Source organism: Arthrobacter sp. MDT2-3, assembly GCF_059090465.1.
Genome location: NZ_JBNHFS010000001.1, coordinates 109,836 through 125,303, shown reverse-complemented (window position 1 = coordinate 125,303; position 15,468 = coordinate 109,836). Strand labels below are relative to the sequence as shown.

The 15,468-nt window shown below is 66.5% G+C and carries 16 protein-coding genes; 12 read left to right on the top strand and 4 right to left on the bottom strand.

The window, feature by feature from the left end; translation table 11 throughout:
• Position 1: 1 nt before the first annotated feature.
• The 8 genes from AC5RUQ_RS00595 to AC5RUQ_RS00560 all read left to right on the top strand — a co-directional run bounded on the left by AC5RUQ_RS00595 (position 2) and on the right by AC5RUQ_RS00560 (position 6,668).
• A complete protein-coding gene (locus tag AC5RUQ_RS00595; protein WP_493945483.1) occupies positions 2-685 on the top strand; it encodes a 3-oxoacid CoA-transferase subunit A in 684 nt (227 codons plus the stop codon).
• 1 nt (position 686) lies between these two features.
• Complete coding sequence (locus tag AC5RUQ_RS00590) at positions 687-1,361, top strand: 3-oxoacid CoA-transferase subunit B (protein ID WP_493945482.1); 675 nt, start codon at positions 687-689, stop codon at positions 1,359-1,361.
• 24 nt (positions 1,362-1,385) lie between these two features.
• Positions 1,386-2,189 (top strand): IclR family transcriptional regulator domain-containing protein, encoded by an 804-nt coding sequence (locus AC5RUQ_RS00585; RefSeq protein ID WP_493945480.1) that lies wholly within the window; start codon positions 1,386-1,388, stop codon positions 2,187-2,189.
• A gap of 128 nt (positions 2,190-2,317) precedes the next feature.
• The gene (locus AC5RUQ_RS00580; RefSeq protein WP_493945478.1) at positions 2,318-2,647 is read left to right on the top strand and encodes an MmcQ/YjbR family DNA-binding protein; all 330 of its coding nucleotides are present in this window, start codon (positions 2,318-2,320) and stop codon (positions 2,645-2,647) included.
• A gap of 161 nt (positions 2,648-2,808) precedes the next feature.
• The gene (locus tag AC5RUQ_RS00575; RefSeq protein ID WP_493945477.1) at positions 2,809-3,978 is read left to right on the top strand and encodes a Re/Si-specific NAD(P)(+) transhydrogenase subunit alpha; all 1,170 of its coding nucleotides are present in this window, start codon (positions 2,809-2,811) and stop codon (positions 3,976-3,978) included.
• On the top strand, positions 3,978-4,298 hold the full coding sequence (locus tag AC5RUQ_RS00570) for an NAD(P) transhydrogenase subunit alpha part 2 (protein ID WP_458780254.1): 321 nt from the start codon (positions 3,978-3,980) through the stop codon (positions 4,296-4,298). Before AC5RUQ_RS00575 ends, AC5RUQ_RS00570 begins: the two co-directional genes overlap by 1 nt.
• Positions 4,295-5,668 carry an NAD(P)(+) transhydrogenase (Re/Si-specific) subunit beta gene (locus AC5RUQ_RS00565; RefSeq protein ID WP_493945475.1) on the top strand — a complete coding sequence of 458 codons (1,374 nt, stop codon included), beginning with the start codon at positions 4,295-4,297 and terminating at the stop codon, positions 5,666-5,668. The genes AC5RUQ_RS00570 and AC5RUQ_RS00565 overlap by 4 nt, the downstream gene beginning before the upstream one ends.
• Before the next feature lie 82 nt (positions 5,669-5,750).
• Entirely contained in the window at positions 5,751-6,668 is a 918-nt protein-coding gene (locus tag AC5RUQ_RS00560; RefSeq protein ID WP_493945474.1) for a diacylglycerol/lipid kinase family protein, read from the top strand.
• On the opposite strand, the gene AC5RUQ_RS00555 is transcribed toward AC5RUQ_RS00560, so the two are convergent.
• Complete coding sequence (locus tag AC5RUQ_RS00555) at positions 6,669-7,508, bottom strand: ACT domain-containing protein (protein ID WP_493945473.1); 840 nt, start codon at positions 7,506-7,508, stop codon at positions 6,669-6,671.
• A 157-nt stretch (positions 7,509-7,665) separates the two neighbouring features.
• On the opposite strand from AC5RUQ_RS00555, the gene AC5RUQ_RS00550 reads away from it, so the two are divergent.
• The 3 genes from AC5RUQ_RS00550 (at position 7,666) to AC5RUQ_RS00540 (ending at position 10,860) form a co-directional block, all read left to right on the top strand.
• Positions 7,666-8,733, top strand: coding sequence for an FUSC family protein (locus AC5RUQ_RS00550; protein WP_493945472.1), 1,068 nt, complete (start codon positions 7,666-7,668; stop codon positions 8,731-8,733).
• A gap of 72 nt (positions 8,734-8,805) precedes the next feature.
• Positions 8,806-9,549, top strand: a complete 744-nt coding sequence (locus AC5RUQ_RS00545) for an IclR family transcriptional regulator (RefSeq protein WP_493945470.1) — start codon at positions 8,806-8,808, stop codon at positions 9,547-9,549.
• Between the two features lie 120 nt (positions 9,550-9,669).
• Positions 9,670-10,860: a 4-hydroxybenzoate 3-monooxygenase gene (locus AC5RUQ_RS00540; RefSeq protein WP_493946364.1), complete on the top strand. Its 1,191-nt coding sequence runs from the start codon at positions 9,670-9,672 to the stop codon at positions 10,858-10,860.
• A 31-nt stretch (positions 10,861-10,891) separates the two neighbouring features.
• Here the strand turns inward: AC5RUQ_RS00540 and AC5RUQ_RS00535 are convergent, their stop codons facing one another.
• A complete protein-coding gene (locus tag AC5RUQ_RS00535; protein ID WP_493945469.1) occupies positions 10,892-11,431 on the bottom strand; it encodes a TetR/AcrR family transcriptional regulator in 540 nt (179 codons plus the stop codon).
• Between the two features lie 52 nt (positions 11,432-11,483).
• Between AC5RUQ_RS00535 and AC5RUQ_RS00530 the strand changes: the two genes are divergently transcribed.
• Positions 11,484-12,539, top strand: a complete 1,056-nt coding sequence (locus AC5RUQ_RS00530) for an FAD-dependent monooxygenase (protein WP_493945468.1) — start codon at positions 11,484-11,486, stop codon at positions 12,537-12,539.
• On the opposite strand, the gene AC5RUQ_RS00525 is transcribed toward AC5RUQ_RS00530, so the two are convergent.
• Both AC5RUQ_RS00525 and AC5RUQ_RS00520 read right to left on the bottom strand, forming a co-directional pair.
• Positions 12,540-14,360, bottom strand: coding sequence for an ABC transporter permease (locus tag AC5RUQ_RS00525; protein ID WP_493945467.1), 1,821 nt, complete (start codon positions 14,358-14,360; stop codon positions 12,540-12,542).
• On the bottom strand, positions 14,360-15,424 hold the full coding sequence (locus AC5RUQ_RS00520) for an ABC transporter ATP-binding protein (protein ID WP_493945465.1): 1,065 nt from the start codon (positions 15,422-15,424) through the stop codon (positions 14,360-14,362). Before AC5RUQ_RS00520 ends, AC5RUQ_RS00525 begins: the two co-directional genes overlap by 1 nt.
• Between the last annotated feature and the right edge of the window lie 44 nt (positions 15,425-15,468).

Sequence of the window (15,468 nt, the reverse complement as noted above, 5' to 3'; positions counted from 1 at the left end):
CATGTTGAACTTCGTAGACTCGGTCCAGGAGGCCGTGGCCGGGATCAAGGACGGTTCCACGGTGATGATCGGCGGGTTCGGCAACGCCGGGCAGCCGTTCGAACTGATCGATGCGCTGATGGACTGCGGCGCCAAGGACCTGACCGTGGTGAACAACAACGCCGGCCAGGGCGACCAGGGCCTGGCTCTGCTGATCAAGGAAGGCCGGGTGAAGAAAATGATCTGTTCCTTCCCGCGGCAGTCCGATTCCTGGCACTTCGACGCGAAGTACAAGGCCGGCGAGATCGAACTGGAACTCGTGCCGCAGGGCAACCTGGCAGAGCGGATCCGGGCAGCGGGGGCCGGGATCGGCGGGTTCTTTACGCCCACAGGGTACGGGACCATGCTCGCCGAGGGCAAGGAAACCCGCATCATCGACGGCCGCGGCCAGGTGTTCGAAACCCCCATCCACGCCGACGTGGCCCTGATTAAGGCGCTTAAGGCGGACGGCAAGGGCAACCTCGTCTACCGCAAGACCGCCCGCAACTTCGGCCCCATCATGGCCGCCGCTGCCAAGCACACCATCGTCCAGGTGTCCGAGGTGGTCCCCACCGGAAGCCTGGACCCGGAGAATATCGTCACCCCCGGAATTTACGTCAACAGCATTGTCCGCGTAGCCGGCAGCAATGCAGAGAAGGTGGCCTGAGATGAGCACCGCAACGTCCATCCAGACCTCGGAGACGGCCATGGGCCGCGATGGCCTCGCCCGCCTGGTGGCCCGCGACATCGCCCCCGGATCCTTTGTGAACCTTGGCATCGGCCAGCCCACCCTGGTGTCGAACTACCTGACTGAAGAGCAGAACATCACCCTCCACACCGAGAACGGGATGCTCGGCATGGGCCCGGAGGCCAAGGGGGACCAGGTCGACGGGGACCTGATCAACGCCGGCAAGATCCCCGTCACCGAGCTCCCCGGCGCCTCGTACTTCCACCATGCTGATTCGTTCGCGATCATGCGCGGCGGGCACCTGGACATCTGCGTGCTCGGGGCGTTCCAGGTCTCGGCCACCGGCGACCTGGCCAACTGGCACACCGGGGCGCCCGGGGCGATTCCCGCTGTCGGCGGTGCCATGGACCTGGCCACCGGCGCGAAGGATGTGTTTGTGATGATGACCCTGCTCACCCGCGAAGGTGCCTCCAAGATCGTGGAAGCCTGCACCTACCCGCTCACTGGGGTCGGCTGCGTAACCCGCGTGTACACGGACAAGGCCGTTTTCCTGACCGGACCCTACGGCGTAACGGTCCGTGAGACCTTCGGCTGCACCCTCGAAGAACTCCAGGAGCTGGTGCCCGTCCCGCTGAAGGCCGCCCCGGCATCCTAAGTCGGGGCCCTAGGATTGATAACCATGACCGACGCAGCAGTAGCGGGCGCCCCGCAGGCCAGTGACCAGTACGTCCAGTCGCTGGCGCGCGGGCTCGCCGTCATTCGCGCGTTCGATACCGACCATCCCGTCATGACCCTGACCGAGGTGGCAGCCCGGACCGACCTGACCCGGGCTACGGCGCGGAGGTTCCTGCACACCCTGGTGGAACTGGGCTATGTGCGGACCGACGGCAAGACATTCGCGCTCACGGCCAAGGTCCTGCAGCTGGGGTACGCATACCTGTCCGGCTTGTCATTGCCGCAGCTGGCGCAGCCGCACCTCGAGGAGCTATCCCTGAAGCTGGGGGAGTCCACGTCCGCCGCGGTGCTGGACGGCACAGACATTGCCTACATCGCGCGGGTCACCACCCGCCGGATCATGAACGTCGGAATCACCGTGGGCACCCGGTTCCCGGCCTATGCCACCTCCATGGGCCGGGTGCTCCTGGCCGGGCTGCCGCCCGCTGACCTGAAGGCGTACCTGGCGGCCGCGGACATCAAACCGCTGACCCCGCGCGCCCTGGGCACGGCTAAGGAGCTGGTTGCCGTCCTGGAGACTGTCCGTGCCCAGGGCTGGTGCCTCCTGGACCAGGAACTGGAGTTGGGCCTGATGTCGGTAGCCGCACCGGTTTACGACGGAACCAAAGTGGTGGCGGCAGTGAATGTGTCACTCCAGGCGCAGTCCGTGGCGGCGCAACCGGACCCGGACGCCTACCTTGCGTCAGTGGCGCAGGAAATCGTAGCGACGGCGAAACTGGTCTCCGCGGACCTCACCGCCCGCGGCTAATCGGCTTTGATGGAGTTTGTGTCCACGTATGCAGGCTTCAGAGGCGCGGAAGTCGTCATATCTGGACAAAAACTCTTTGGTCACGGCGGGTCTTGTTCGACGGCCGCCGCGCAGGCAGACTGTGGCACATGGCCACCGAGGATGACGTCCGAAAAGCTGCCTTGGCGCTGCCCGGCGTCACCGAGCGGCCGAGTTGGGGCCAGCCGGCCTGGTTCGCCAAGACCCTGATGGCCCGGATCTGGGAGCCCGGAGTCCTCACGGTCAAAACGGAGGAGCGCGAGGCCCTGGCGGGAACCGAACCGGAAACGTACTTCTGGACTCCCCACCATGAGCGCTCTCCCCAGCTGGTCCTGGTACGGCTGAACCGGATCGACACCAAGCTGCTGGATGAACTGCTGCAGGATTCCTACCGGCTCGCCGGAGGGGCCCAAGCAGCGGCCGGGGAACCATTAAGGTAACTCTTTGCCACCCAAGCCAGCCGCCCTACTCCCGCCGCAGCGGTGCGGGCCATAGACTCTAGCCAACTACGTGCAGCAACGCCGCTCCGCGAAGCCCTCTGATCCAGACGGACACGGCCCGGGCGGCGCTGCCGCACCCGTGCAGCGAGGGGAGTCAGCGGGTGAAACTGGGCATACCGCGGGAACGCCGTGAGGGTGAACGGCGCGTGGCCGCCACACCGGAGACGGTGAAGCAACTGGCGGCCCTGGGCGTGGAAATACTTCTTGAGGCGGACGCCGGTGCAGCCGCCGGCCACCCGGACGCGGACTACCGCCAGGCCGGAGCCCACATCGTCCCGCAGCTCGACGAAGCCCAGCTGGATGTCCTCACCCACGTCCGGCCACTTGATCCGCACACGGCGGCGTCCCTGAAAAGGGGAGCCGTGACGGTGGGGCTGGCATCGCCGTCGTCCGAATTGCCCACCGTCCAGGCGCTCGCGGACGCCGGCGTCACATCCTTCGCCCTTGAGCTCGTGCCCCGCATCTCCCGGGCCCAGTCCATGGATGCCCTCAGCTCCCAGGCCCTGGTGGCCGGCTACCGCTGCGTCCTGGAAGCCGCCATCCGGCTGCCCCGGTTTTTCCCGCTGTACATGACCGCCGCCGGCACCGTCCCGCCCGCCCGCGTCCTGGTCCTTGGAGCGGGGGTGGCCGGGCTGCAGGCCATCGGCACCGCGAAACGGCTGGGCGCCCGGGTCTTCGCCAATGACATCCGGCCCGCCTCCGCGGACGAGGTGGCGTCGATGGGCGGCACCTTCATCCGGCTGGACCTGGAAACCGCTGAGGCAGCCGGAGGGTACGCCCGCCAGCTGAGTTCCGACGCCGGGACGCGGCAGCGGCAGCTGCTCGCCCCGCACGTTGCCCAGGCGGATGTCCTGATCACGACGGCGGCCGTCCCCGGCAGGCGTGCGCCCCTCCTGGTCACCACTGAGATGGTGCAGGGCATGCGGGCCGGGTCCGTCGTCGTCGACCTCGCCGCTGAGTCCGGCGGCAACGTGGAAGCGGTGGTGCCAGGGCAGGACATTCCCGTTCCCACGGCCAACGGCTCCGGCTACGTCACCGTGGTGGGCCTGAAGGACGCACCCTCCGCAATGGCGTCAGACGCCTCCCGCTTGTACGCCAAAAACGTCGCCAACCTGCTGGCCCTGATGATCCGGGACGGTGCCTTGGCGCCCGACTTCGACGACGAGGTGCTGGCAGGCTCCTGCCTGACCCACGACGGCACGGTCCGGCACCAGCCCACCGCGGAACTGCTGGCCGCCAGGGCAGGCAGCCGGCGGGAAGGGGTTCTCTGATGGACGGGATGAGCCTGCTGACCATCACGGTCCTGGCGGTGTTCGTCGGCTTTGAGGTGGTCTCCAAGGTTTCCAGCACCCTGCACACGCCGCTGATGTCCGGCGCGAACGCCATCCACGGGATCATCCTGGTCGGTGCCATCATTGTTGCCGGCCAGGCAGCAGACCCCTGGGTGCTCGCAGTAGCCCTCCTCGCCGTCGTCCTGGCCACCGCGAACCTTGTGGGAGGTTTTGTGGTGACCGACCGGATGCTGCACATGTTCCATGCGCGCAAGCAAGTGGCACGTAAAGAGGGCGCCGGGAAGGTGGAAGGCAGGTGAGCCTCCTCGATCCCGTGTGGACATCGCTCCTGTACCTTGCCGCCGCCGTCTTTTTCATCCTGGCGCTGCGCGGCCTCAGCTCGCCCCGCACCGCCCGCCGTGGAAACCTCATCGGCGCGCTGGGTGCCCTGATCGCCGTCGTCACTGTCTTCCTGTCCTCGCGGCTGGAGAACATCCCGTGGATCCTGTCCGCGATAGTCGTGGGATCAGTGGTGGCTGCACCTGTGGCCCGGCGGGTCAAAATGACGCAGATGCCGCAACTGGTGGCACTCTTCAACGGCGTGGGCGGTGGTGCTGCGGCGCTGGTGGCGCTCTTGGAACTCAGCCATACGGACGATCCCTGGGTCCGCCTTGCCATTGTGTTCACCCTGCTGGTGGGTGCTGTTTCCTTTGCCGGGTCAGGGGTCACCTTCGCGAAGCTGCAGGAACTGATGACAACACGGCCCGTGGTGTTCAAGGGGCTTCCGGCCATGATGGGCGTGGTGCTGCTCGCGGCGGTGGCCGCCGGCGTCGCCGTCATCCTCACCGGTTCTGCCGCGCTCGCGGTGCTGCTCCTGGTCCTGGGGCTTGCCGCCGGGATCCTCCTGGTGCTGCCCGTGGGCGGCGCGGACGTCCCCATCGTCATCTCGCTGCTGAACGCCTTCACTGGACTGGCCGTAGCGGCGTCGGGCGTGGTGCTGGGCAATGTGCTGCTGGTGGTGGCGGGCACGCTGGTGGGCGCTTCGGGTACCATCCTGACCCGCGCCATGGCAGCGGCAATGGGCCGCAGCGTTGCCGGCATCCTGTTCGGCGCCTTCCGGGGAGGTTCGACGGCGGGATCCACGGCCGTGAGCGAGCGCCCGGTACGCTCTTCCAGCGCTGAGGACGTGGCGGTGCTCCTGGGCTACGCGCAGCGCGTGATCATTGTCCCCGGCTATGGCCTGGCCGTTGCGCAGGGCCAGCACACGGCGGCGGAGTTGGCCCAGGCGCTGGAGGCCCGCGGCATCGAGGTGGATTTTGCCATCCATCCCGTGGCTGGCCGGATGCCCGGGCACATGAACGTGCTCCTGGCCGAAGCCAACGTGCCCTACGAATCGCTCAAGGAGATGGGCGAGATCAACCCGCAGTTCAAGACCGCGGATGTTGCGCTGGTGGTGGGTGCCAATGACGTAGTCAACCCGGCGGCCAAGACCTCCTCGGGGTCGCCCATATACGGCATGCCCATCCTGGAAGTTGCCGACGCCCGGCAGGTGGTGTTCCTGAAACGGTCCATGCGGCCGGGTTTCGCCGGGATCGAGAACGACCTGCTGTACGAACCCCAGACATCCCTGCTCTTCGGCGACGCCAAGGACTCCCTCGCCCAGGTTCTCGGAGCAGTAAAAACGCTTTAGCCGCCAGGCTGATGACCTGCTCTTAGCAGGCAGGCTAGTCTTCTGTGAGAAGTAGCCTTTCCATTCGCCACCGAAGGACGCCATGACTGCCAACTCCAATGCCCCGCAACGCGCAGCCATCATCATCAACCCTGCCAAGCCGGTGGACATCGATGTGCGCGAACTGGCAGCCAAGCACAGCGCCGAAAACGGCTGGGGCGAAACGCTGTGGTTCGAAACCACCAAGGAGGACCCCGGCGTCGGCCAGGCGAAGGAAGCCCTGGCGCAGGGGGCCGACATCGTCATCGCCGGCGGCGGCGACGGGACGGTCCGCTGCGTGGCCGAAGTACTCTCGGGGGGCGATATACCCATGGGCTTGCTTCCCTTGGGCACCGGCAACCTGCTGGCCCGCAACCTCGGCATGGATGTCACGGATTACGACGGCGCCATGGCCGGCGCGTTCGCCGGCACCGAACGGAAGATCGACGTCGTCCGTGCCCGCCGGAGCGACCCCGAGAAGGAGCAGCTCTTCCTGGTGATGGCCGGTGTGGGGTACGACGCCACCATCATGGCCGACACCGACGAGGAGCTTAAGCACAAGGTGGGCTGGCTGGCCTACGTGGATGCCGGCATCCGCAACCTGCCGGGCAAACCGGTCAAGGCAACCATCGTGATCGACGGCCAGCAGGCCGTGCGCCGCGGGGTCCGCAGCGTCATGGTGGGCAACTGCGGCAAGGTGCAGGGCGGCCTGGAAATCTTTCCTGAAGCCAAGATGGATGACGGATTGCTCGACGTGGCGGTGCTGGCTCCCCACCATGGCCGGCTGGGCTGGCTCTCGGTGGTGGCCGGAATGATCGGCAAGGGCCGGGGCAAGGACACCGCTGTGGAGTACTTCCAGGGCAAGACCGTGGAAATAACCCTGGAGCACAATGACGACTACCAGCTGGACGGCGACCACGAAGGCCAGGGCAAGCACGTCCTGATGTCCTTGGACCCGGGCGCACTGACCATCCGGATGTAGCTAGTGGGGTGTGCCCGCCGCCCGCTGGTGCGACAGGATTTCGGCGAGCTCTGCGAGCCGGTGGGCCCGGGCTGATTCCGCCGGCGTGAACGGTTCCCCGGGCCGGACGAAGATGATGGGGCCGTGCCACGCGGTGGGGATCTTGAGCCGGGTGCCGGCGTCGTCCTTTTCCAGGGCGGCCGCCGCAGGAGTGAGGATCCGCGCCCGGAGCAGCTCGGCCACCGCCAGCGGAAGTTCGTCCGGTGCGTCCGCGATCCGCGCCGCAAGGCTAAGTGCCCTGGTCTGCCCGTCCGCCATGGCCAAGGCGGTGGTGGGCCAGACGTGCGAGCGTGTCCCGCCGCCCTCGTGCAGCGCGTCCAGGAGCCCGCGCTCGCCAAGGTGCCCCGGGGCTGACAGGACAAACTCGTCCAGCACCCCGTCCGCCACCGGATGCACGTGGATGCTCAGGATGTTGGTTCCGCTGCGGGCCAGCGCCTGGGTGACCTTCTGCAGGGAACCCGGCTCATCCCGCAGGACGGTGCGGGCGCGCCACAGCGCAGGTGCCGCCCCCAGCTTCCTTCGGTGGCGCAGCGCCGGGGCGTGAAGCCAGCCACGCAGGATCCGGGCCGCCGAGGGCTCGGCCACCCAGATCACCAGGACCGTGGCGGTCAGGGTGAGCACCAGGACCTTGGCCACATAGGGCAGGTGGGTTTCGACCACGAGGGCGTGGACCAGGAGTTCGATGGGCAGCATCACTGCCACGTTGGCCAGGGTCAGGCGCGCCTTGGGAGGTTCGGGCATCAGGCCGCAGACCTCACAGCTCAATTCAGCCGCATGCGTGTTCGGTACGGGAGGCTTCATGCCTCAAGCATCAGGGGGAGCTGTTTCAGCGGTGTTGCCCCGCGGTTCCATTCATGGGAACGCCCGGGCCGGCTCCGGAGGGCCCCGACGTAGGATTTAGCAGGAACGTCAGCGCGGCCGCCCGTCAGAAGTCCACCCGCAGGAAGGCGCTCCTTTCGTGAAGATGCTCGCTGAGATGTTCAGCATTGGTCCCGGCAACAAGGACCACCACCCCGCACTGCGGTGCGCCGTGGGCGTCTTCGTTCCGCTCCTCACGCTGGTGCTGCTGGGCCGGCTGGACCTGGCAATCTTCGCATCCTTCGGCGCCTTCACCGGAATCTACGGCCGCGGCGAACCGCACGGAACCCGGTTCGCGCTCCAACTGCGAGCCGGGCTGCTGATGCTCGCAGTCATTCTCCTGGCCACCCTGGCGGCGAGGGCAGCGGCGGCCCTCGAACTGGACGGCGCCGGCACAGCGTGGCTCCTGGTTCCAGCCACCACCCTGGTGGCTGGCGCCTGCTCATTGATCATTTCCTGGTGGCGGATGCGTCCGGCCGGCTCGCTGTTCCACATCTTCGCGTTCGCGGCGATCGCTTCCATCCCGAACCAGCCTCCGCTGTGGCAGGCCATGCTGGTGGCCGTCCTCACCACAGTGTTCTGCCTGCTGGTGGGCTTCTCCTCCAGGATCCTCCCCAGCCACCGGACCCCCTGGATCCGGCCAAGGCCCGTCCGCCGCACGCCCAACGAAAAACGGACCGCCTGGCTGGAGGGCCTCGGCTACCTCATCGCCGCAGGCCTGGCCGGGACCCTGGCCACCTGGGCCGGCCAGCTGCTGGGCTTCGGGCACAACTACTGGGCCATGGTGGCAGCCGTTGTGCCGCTGGTGGGGCACACCACCCGGCACCGCATCCGCCGTGGCGTTCAACGGATCATCGGCACGGTTCTTGGCCTGGTGATCCTGGCCGGGATTGTGCTGCTGGACCTGGAACCCTGGCAGACGGTGCTGGTCATGGCACTGTGCCAGTTCGGCGCGGAAATGTTCATTATCCGCCAATACCTGCTGGCCCAGCTTTTCGTCACACCCCTCGCCCTGATTTCCACCCTCCTGGTGGTTCCGTCCCCGCCTGCCATCCTGCTCCGGGACCGCATCATTGAAACGGTGATTGGGGCCGCCGTCGGCATTGCCGTGGTGCTGGCCCCGGAGGTCTGGCGCCGCGTTCGTGGACGGACGACGGCGGGAGTCTAGCGGGTGCGCCAGCCCACGGGGGGCTTTCGGCGGTAGGCTGGGAACGTCCCATTGAACGGAAGCGGGTGTGTGGTGGCTAATTCCGCGTCAGGTGATTCGGTGGTGGACAGGATCGTTCGCCTTATCGCTGCCTTCCCGCAGGATGTCCACGCCCTGCAGCTCTCCGAACTTGCAGAACGGGCAGGCCTTCCGCTGACCACCACCCACCGGCTGGTCCGCCAGCTCGCCGGCCATGGCCTCCTCGAAGCCGGACCCGGTGGCACGGTGCGGCCCGGACTCCGGCTGTGGGAGCTGGTCAACCGGACCTCTCCCACGCTGGCTCTCCGGCAGGCGGCGATGCCTTTTATGGAGGACATCCAGCAGGTCCTCAACCAGAACGTGAACCTCGCGGTGCTTGACGGCTGGGAGGCGCTCTTCGTGGAGAGGCTGTCTCGGCGGGGTTCGGTGGCCAACCGGGCCCAGGTGGCAGGCAGGATGCCGGTCCACATTTCTTCTGCCGGGCTGGCGTTAATGGCGCACCAGGACAAGGCCCTCCAGGGGCAGTACCTGGACCAGTTCGCCGACCCTGACGGGAAGGTCATGCCGGACGACGTCCGGGGGCTGCTGGCCGAAACTGCGCACCAGGGATTCGCCCAGCTGAAGGGCGTGGTGGACCCGGACACCTGGGGTATCGCTGTGCCCGTGCTGAACCGCCGGCAGCGCGCCGCGGCATCGCTCGGCGTCGTGGTGCCCCTGCGCGAGATGCGCCTGCAGGCGCTGGTGCCCGTGCTGCAGACAGCCGCACGCGGCATCGCCCGCCAACTGGCCGATTCCTGACGCTTCCTCCATTCAACGGAATCAATGTGCCCGTGGTCACTCAGTGTGGCGCACACTGGGTGCCAGACCAGGAAACCCGGCACCGCCCCCGCGGAGCCCGCAATGAAGCGAGACAACGCCATGGCAGCACGAAAAATCATCACCACCCAAGTGGCCATTATGGGAGCCGGGCCTGCCGGGCTGATGCTCTCCCATCTCCTGGCCAAATCCGGCATCGACTCCACCGTGATCGAAGTCCGCAGCCACAAGGAGATCTCCGAAACGGTCCGCGCCGGCATCCTGGAGCACGGGACGGTCAGCATGCTGGTGGACAGCGGGGTCTCGGACCGGGTGCTGCGTGACGGCGACCGGCACGACGGCATCGAACTGCGCTTCAACGGTGAGAGCCACCGCGTGGACTTCAAAGAGTTGGTGGGGGAGTCCGTGTGGCTGTACCCGCAGACGGACGTGTTCCTGGACCTCGCTGCCCGCAGGAAGGCCGACGGCGGCGACGTCCGCTACACCGTCACGGACACCTCCGTCCACGACCTTGAGGGCAAGCCAAAGGTCTGGTTCACCGATGACGGGGGCGTGGAGTACGAGATCCGGGCGGACTTCGTGGTGGGTGCTGACGGGTCCCGCAGCCACTGCCGGTTCCAGATCCCGGAAGCGCACCGCAAGTGGTACTTCCACGAATACCCCTTCGCCTGGTTCGGCATCCTCGCCGAAGCCCCGCGCAGTTCCGACGAGCTGATCTACGCAAACTCCGAGAACGGGTTCGCCCTGATCAGCCAGCGCACCGAAACCGTGCAGCGGATGTACTTCCAGTGCGACCCCAAGGAAAACGTTGCCGAGTGGGATGACGACCGGATCTGGGCCGAGTTCCGCAGCCGGGTCAACGGCAACGGCTTCGAGCTCAACGAAGGGCCGGTCATCGAGAAGATGGTCCTGCCGTTCCGCAGCTTCGTCCACACGCCCATGCGCTATGGCAACCTGTTCCTGGCCGGGGACGCCGCACACACCGTGCCACCCACCGGCGCAAAGGGTTTGAACCTGGCGATCCACGACGTGAAAGTCCTCTTCGAAGGACTCGACAGCCACTACAACTCCGGCTCCGGCCGCCTGCTGGAGTCCTACAGCGACCGGGCCCTCGAGCGGGTGTGGAAGGCCCAGCAGTTCTCCTACTGGATGACCACCATGCTGCACACCCCTACCGACGCCGATGACTTCTCCCGCGCGCGCCAACTCGGCGAACTGCATTCCGTCGTCTCTTCCCGCCACGGCATGGCCTACCTCGCCGAGGCCTACACCGGCTGGCCCGGCCAGGCCTGACAGCTCCGGGGGCGCGGTGGGGAAGAACGCCTCAGGGGGCCAGCAGCCGCCGGACTGCTGCGGCAATGGCTGCAGCGTCGGGCTGCTCGTCCCGCCTAACCGTCAGCAGGTGGAGCAGCACGCCGTCACCATAGTCGGCAACGTCCCGGGCCCGGGCGGGTGCATCGGCTATGCCCAATACCGCGAGGGCCTGTTCGAGGCCGCCCACCAGCCGGAAATGCCCGGCTGTTACTGATTCGGGCTGGTCCAGAGAGAGGGCCAGCCGGGCTCGGGTGAGGCCCTCGTGTTGTCCTGCCAGGGCCAACACCAGGGCGGCCAGTTCGGCTGCAAGCTCCTCAACGGTCTGCGGCGGGCCGGCCGGTCCCTGGTCCTGCAGGAGCGCGGCGTCCAGCTCCAGCAGGCGGTCCAGCACCGCATCGACCAGCGCCGCGCGGTTCCGGTAGTAGTTGGAAGTTGTGCCTTGGGGCAGTTTGGCCGCTGCATCCACGGCCCGGTGGGTGAGGCCCTTCATCCCCTTATCCGCCACAACCTTCAAGGCGGCATCCATCAGTTCTGTGCGGCGGTCAGGCATGGGCCCAGTGTATGGCCCTTCCCATGTACTACAGAAGTAGTAAAATCGCCCCATGCAAGCAATCTCGATTGTTGGCGGCGGCATTGCCGGCCTGGCGCTGGCCTCCTGCCTGGACCCGGACCGCTTCGACGTGACCGTGCACGAGAAACGGCCTGAGCTGCCCACCGTTGGTAACGCGCTGGGGATGTGGCCGAACGCCCAACGTGCGCTCGAACGGATCGGGGTGCTCGAGGAGGCGCGGGCAGTCAGTCCCGTGATCGGCAGCGGGTCGGTCCGCAACGCCGCTGGCGAGCCTTGGGTCACTGTCAGCGGTGGGGATATGTTCGCGATTTCCCGGGTTGACCTGCTGCGGCTGCTTGATGCGGCCGTACCCCGGACGGTGCGCCGGGTGACGGGCAATGTCCAGGTGCTTCCGGCTCACGACGGCCTGGTGGTAGGGGCGGACGGCGTGCACAGCATGGTACGCCGCGAGGTGTGGGGTGCCCACACCGCTGCCAGACTCACGCCATACCTTGCCCTCCGCGGGACTCTCCCTTCCCGGGTCAACCCGGACGTGGTGGGCGAGTACTGGGGCCGCGGGGACTTGTTCGGCCTCGCCGCTGCACAGGATGGATTGTTCTGGTACGCCAGCTACCGGTCCGGGCTTGGCCCCTATGGAATTGATGCTGCGGCAGCCTTGGAGCAGGCCCGGAAGCGCTACGCCGGGCACTCACCAGCCATACGCCAGGTGCTCGCTGCCGCTACGCCTGAAGGCATCCTGGTGCAGCGGATCTGGACGGCTCCCCGTCTTAAGTCCTTCGTCCGCGGCAGGTTTGTGCTCATCGGCGACGCCGCGCACGCCATGGCTCCCAGCCTCGGGCGTGGCGCCTGCGAGTCGTTGGTGGACGCGGTAACCCTGGCTGACCTCCTCAATACACTGCCCGTGGATGAGGCACTCCGTGCCTACGACCGGCTGCGCGTGCTGTGGACCGGCGCCCTGAGCCTGGCGTCCTCGGCCCTGGTGCGCGTCGCCCTTGCGGATCGTGCCCAACCGCTGCGCGACGGCCTGCTAAGGCTTGCCCGACGGCGGAGCCAGCGCGCCGTCGCCGGCACCAGTTCCGGCGGCTGATCAGCGAGCGGCAGCTGCGGGCTGAGTGGTGTCCTCGGTGGGCACAGGGGCGCCGGCGAGGGTGGGCCCGGCAACGGGTGCGGCAGGCGGGATGCCCGGCAGCCGCTTCTTTGCTGACCCGCGCCGGCGGGACCGGCCGTAGACGAGATACATCGTGACACCGGTGATAACCATCAGGAGCACGGTGTAGACGAAGGTATTCGCCACGCCTTCCACGCCCTCGGCCCCGTCCGTGTTGGCCTTGATGACCAGGCCGAGGGGCTGGACCAGCGGGTGGGCAAGGAAGATGGCTGTGTCGTAGTCGTCCAGCAGGCTGTTGAAGTTCAGGGCCGTGATGGCGGCGGCCGCGGGCAGCACCAGCGGCAGGAGGATCCGCCGGAACACGTAGAGGGTTTTGGCGCCCATGATGGCTGCCGCTTCCTCGAGTGAGGAATTAACCGAGGCGAAGGACGCCTTGAGCATGCGAAGCGTGAACGGGATCTTTACGGTGACAAAAGCGATAAGGAGGATCACGGTGGTTCCGGTAAGTACAGCCCCACCCACCAGCGGATTCGGATGGTCGTAACTGATGATCAGGCCCAGGGCCAGAAGGGCCGACGGCAGGACCCAGGGGATGTGCAGCAGGTATTCGAAGACAGCCGACACCCAGTTCCTGTACTTCTGCAGCAGCCGGGCCACGAAGAGCAGGCCGCCGACGGCGATCAGGGCAGCCAGCGCGCTGTACACCACACTGACGACGAACGGACGCAACCCGGACTGCTGGGTCAGGACCCGGACATAGTTGTCCAGCGTCAGGTTTCCCAGCGTGAGCTGTCCGGTCTGGATGGCCGCGCCGTCGGCGAACGAGTACAGAACGATCAGAACTACCGGCAGGGTGTACACGGCAAAGAGCAGGTACGCCACGGCGTGGACCGCCACGTTTGCCACTGGATTGGCGATGTCCTGCTTCTCCAGGGCTGATGAAACCTTTGACACCGAAAAATAGGTGCCGCCTTTCTCGAGGCGCGACATCACCGCGAGCATCAGGATGGTGGCCACGCCCAGGATGACTGCAAGCAGCGCCGCCAGGTCGCGTGAGGTGGGACTGTTCGTAAACGTCAGGACCATTGGCGTGATCGTTTGGAAATCCCGGCCGCCCAGCACCTGCGGGGCGCTCAGCGCACCGAGGCCGGTGAGGAAGGAGAGGATGGTGACGGCGAACAGCGTTGGCTTGAGCATGGGCAGCACAATCCGCCGCAGGATGGTCCAGGTTGAGGCGCCGAGGTTCCGCGCTGCCTCAATGGTCTGGTAATCGATGCCCTTCAGCGCGTTGGCCACGAAGAGCATGTGGTTGGTGGTGGTGGCAAAAGTCATCACTACCAGGACTGCGAAGAACCCGGAAAACCACCCCGGGTCCATGGCCGGGAAAACCTTCACGAGCAGGGACGTGACGATTCCTTTGTCCCCGTAGATGAACTTGTAGCCGGCGGCCAGGACGATGCCGCCGTAGATGAAGGTGGAGGCGTAGCCGAGGAAAAGGATCCTTGAGCCCCGGATGCGGAAGTAGTGCGTCACCAGGACAATAAATATTCCCACCAGGTTCACGGTGATGGACAGGGCGACGGCGAGCAGGAAGCTGTTTCCCAGGGCTTTCATGGCGCGTTGGGAAGAGAAGAGTTTTTCGGCAGCGCGTCCCGAAAAATTGCCGTCCGGGAAGAAGGTGGCGATCAGGACGTTGAGGTTTGGCCACACCAGGAACGCAGCGATGAACCACGTGAGGACAGCCCCGACCACCAGGACGAAGGGGGAGCGGGCCATGCGGCGGACCGGTGTCCCGGCCATCACAGGGATACCGCCTGGTCTTCCCGCTTGAGTACGGCGCCGGTCCCGGGATGGTATTGCAGCACGTGGGCGGGCTGGAGGTAGATGGTGGTCTCCGTGCCCGGCTCAGGATGGGCGCCGCCGTCTTCCTTCACCAGCAGGCGGATGTCCGCGCCATGGCTCCGCACCACGTAGCGGCTGTGAAGGCCGTGGTACGTGCGGGACGTCACCGTTCCGGGAAGTCCGGCGGCGGCACTCCCGTCCGCCGCCGGGTTCAGCGACGCTTTTTCAACCCGGAGATAGGACTTCGCGTCCGGGCTGAGCCCCGCACCTGACAGTCGGTTCAGTTCCGCCACGAACTCAGGCGTCAGGGCGGAGCTGTCCCCGATGAAGTTGCAGACGAACTCGGTGGCGGAGTGATCATAAATCTCCTGCGGGGTTCCCACCTGCTCCACTACGCCTTTGTTGAAGACTGCCACGCGGTCGCTCATCGCCAATGCCTCGTCCTGGTCATGGGTGACGTAGACAGTAGTAATCCCGAACTCGCTTTGCAGGTCCTTCAGCTGCTGCCGCAACTGATGCCGGAGCTTGGCGTCAAGGTTGGACAAAGGTTCATCCAGCAGCAGGATCTTGGGCCGCAGCACGAGTGCCCGCGCCACCGCCACCCGCTGCTGCTGGCCGCCGGAAAGTTCAGCCACGTTCTTGGACAACTGCTCATCGCTGAGCTCCACCCGCCCGGCAATGTCCCGGACCAGGCGGTCGCTGTCCGCTGGTTTCTCCTTCCGCACCCGCAACCCGAAGGCAATGTTCTCCCACACACTCATGCTGGGGAACAGGGCATAGTTTTGGAAGACCATGCCCACCTGCCTTTTGTCGCTGGGAAGCCGGGTCACGTCCTTGCCATCCACCTGGACTGTCCCCGCGGAGGGCTGGATGAAACCTGCCAGGGTGCGTAACGCGGTCGTTTTGCCGCAGCCTGAAGGCCCCAGCAAGGTGAAGAACTCGCCTGGCCGGACGTGCAGGTCCAGATGCGGAATGGCGGTGAAGTCACCAAAGGATACTGTGATGTTGTCCAAGCGGATCATGGCAAAACCTGTCTGGTGAAGCGGGTGGGAGGGCCGGAAACCGC

Coding starts and splice junctions, on each gene's coding strand:
- AC5RUQ_RS00555 (WP_493945473.1), bottom strand. CDS start 7,508: ATGAAGCCTCCCGTACCGAACACGCATGCGGCTGAATTGAGCTGTGAG.
- AC5RUQ_RS00585 (WP_493945480.1), top strand. CDS start 1,386: ATGACCGACGCAGCAGTAGCGGGCGCCCCGCAGGCCAGTGACCAGTAC.
- AC5RUQ_RS00530 (WP_493945468.1), top strand. CDS start 11,484: ATGCAAGCAATCTCGATTGTTGGCGGCGGCATTGCCGGCCTGGCGCTG.
- AC5RUQ_RS00590 (WP_493945482.1), top strand. CDS start 687: ATGAGCACCGCAACGTCCATCCAGACCTCGGAGACGGCCATGGGCCGC.
- AC5RUQ_RS00580 (WP_493945478.1), top strand. CDS start 2,318: ATGGCCACCGAGGATGACGTCCGAAAAGCTGCCTTGGCGCTGCCCGGC.
- AC5RUQ_RS00595 (WP_493945483.1), top strand. CDS start 2: ATGTTGAACTTCGTAGACTCGGTCCAGGAGGCCGTGGCCGGGATCAAG.
- AC5RUQ_RS00540 (WP_493946364.1), top strand. CDS start 9,670: ATGGCAGCACGAAAAATCATCACCACCCAAGTGGCCATTATGGGAGCC.
- AC5RUQ_RS00520 (WP_493945465.1), bottom strand. CDS start 15,424: ATGATCCGCTTGGACAACATCACAGTATCCTTTGGTGACTTCACCGCC.
- AC5RUQ_RS00535 (WP_493945469.1), bottom strand. CDS start 11,431: ATGCCTGACCGCCGCACAGAACTGATGGATGCCGCCTTGAAGGTTGTG.
- AC5RUQ_RS00560 (WP_493945474.1), top strand. CDS start 5,751: ATGACTGCCAACTCCAATGCCCCGCAACGCGCAGCCATCATCATCAAC.
- AC5RUQ_RS00525 (WP_493945467.1), bottom strand. CDS start 14,360: ATGGCCGGGACACCGGTCCGCCGCATGGCCCGCTCCCCCTTCGTCCTG.
- AC5RUQ_RS00570 (WP_458780254.1), top strand. CDS start 3,978: ATGGACGGGATGAGCCTGCTGACCATCACGGTCCTGGCGGTGTTCGTC.